Here is a 1,651-nt window from a genome sequence, read left to right as displayed (position 1 = left end):
GCGTTTGAGTAGGGAAGCTCTTTGGCTGGTTTTGGAGGTGTGATGGCATTGTGCGACCAGACAATGGGCTTCTCTATCGAGCGGTGGTTTATATGAGCCTTTCTTTCATTAAGATTCCCTTTTCTGTCAATCTGTATTTTTGTTTACTGCTGTTTGGTTTTTCAGGGATAGTCAACTCTATTAATTTTTCATCTAAAGCTGATTGGAGGTAGTTTTTCCTGAAATTCTCTCTATTTGCTAAGTTCAATTTATCTTGTAAGTCTTGTCGTGTATGCTCTCCTGTAAATATTTTTATCAATTCTTCAACTTGCGTGCTGACTTGCATGGGGACTTGCGTGTTGACTTGCATTGGAATCTTCTCTGTTGCAGGGAAAATCATTCGTAAAAAGTTCTCTGAAAACTTGAAACAATCTTTGTTATATGCTTGTAAAATTCGGGGCACACCGGAACCTAATTGCTCAACCATTCCTAAATCTTTATAAATGCGCATAAGTTCTTTATTGCGTGGCAATGACAATCCATCGAAAAAGTCCTCTTGTGTCATCCCCTCGAATAACCCACCATAACTTGTTATTTCAAGTCTGTCGGAAAATATTTCAAATTTCGGAGGAACTTCTCGAGTGTAATCATTGTGAATTATTGCATTAATAATCGCTTCACGCAATGCAACAGCATTCCAAAGTCTTGAGTCTATTCGTTCTTTGTAGGTAATTTTTGAGATGGTTTTATTTTCCAGTTCCAGTTTGTCAATAACTCTTTTAGTTGCTTTTATCAACGAACAATAACCATATTCATTGTTCTCAATTAAATCAACTCTGTCAGTACCTGAATACTTTGCAACTTTTATAGATGTTCCATTTTCATCAGCAAGCAGATATGCTACATAATTCAGTTTATTATCTTCGGTTAATAATTCAAGATTTTGTTTAAAATGCTTCGTGAGGTTTAACCCTTTTTCTTCGTAGTAAATTTTAAGTTGTTCGAAAGTTAAATCTTGACGGTTTGACCTTATTTTACCAAGTGAATTTCGAGTACGTGATGCGAACAACTTGTCTATAAATGACTGAGGCATTGGCTCCGCCGCAGTTCCTGTGCGAATAAAACACCCCTTTTCTGTCATTCCAAATTTCTTTTTGAAATAAGGTTTTTCTGTTCCACCTGCAACAATAATCTTGATTAGTTCTTTCCCTTCTTTACTTTCAGCTACCACATCAAATAATCCCATTGCCGAAGGTGAAATATTGTTTTTTATCCGGTCTTTTATTTTGAGCATATCGCTATCAATATCCGAGACTCCAACCACTTTTCCTTGTTTGTCAATACCGACATAAATTATTCCACCTTCGTGATAATTTAGAAAGGCAATGACCTCTTTTTCAATGTCAACATCATTATTGAGTTCTTGCTTATATTCTATTCGATTGGTTTCTGACATATTTGAGCCGATATTTTTTATTCTTAGTCAATGATTTATCAACACCAAAAGTAATAAATTAGCACGTGTGGGAGAGCAATAAACAGCTCTTTTGCAAAATAAGGTTGAGTTTCGGCTTGTGGGTTTTGCAAATGTGCTGTTTTGTGGGCTGGCTATTCTTTTTTCTGTCCTTTTATTAGCAATCGGTTATTTTCTCCTACACTTGGCGGCAACGGT

Annotated in this window: 1 protein-coding gene; it reads right to left on the bottom strand. The window is 36.1% G+C overall.

The annotated features are described in order from the left end of the window. Positions 1-88: 88 nt before the first annotated feature. Positions 89-1,435 carry a Fic family protein gene (locus B5X70_RS17650; protein ID WP_079559222.1) on the bottom strand — a complete coding sequence of 449 codons (1,347 nt, stop codon included), beginning with the start codon at positions 1,433-1,435 and terminating at the stop codon, positions 89-91. Between the last annotated feature and the right edge of the window lie 216 nt (positions 1,436-1,651).

Origin of the sequence: Alkalitalea saponilacus (assembly GCF_900168165.1) — a bacterium.
Classification (GTDB): Bacteria; Bacteroidota; Bacteroidia; order Bacteroidales; family Marinilabiliaceae; genus Natronoflexus; species Natronoflexus saponilacus.
Note: the sequence above shows the minus strand (reverse complement) of the source record. Positions and strands in the feature narration are given on the sequence as shown.

What these genes read in the sequence shown, in the direction of transcription:
- B5X70_RS17650 (WP_079559222.1), bottom strand. Translation starts at nt 1,435, where the DNA reads ATGTCAGAAACCAATCGAATAGAATATAAGCAAGAACTCAATAATGAT.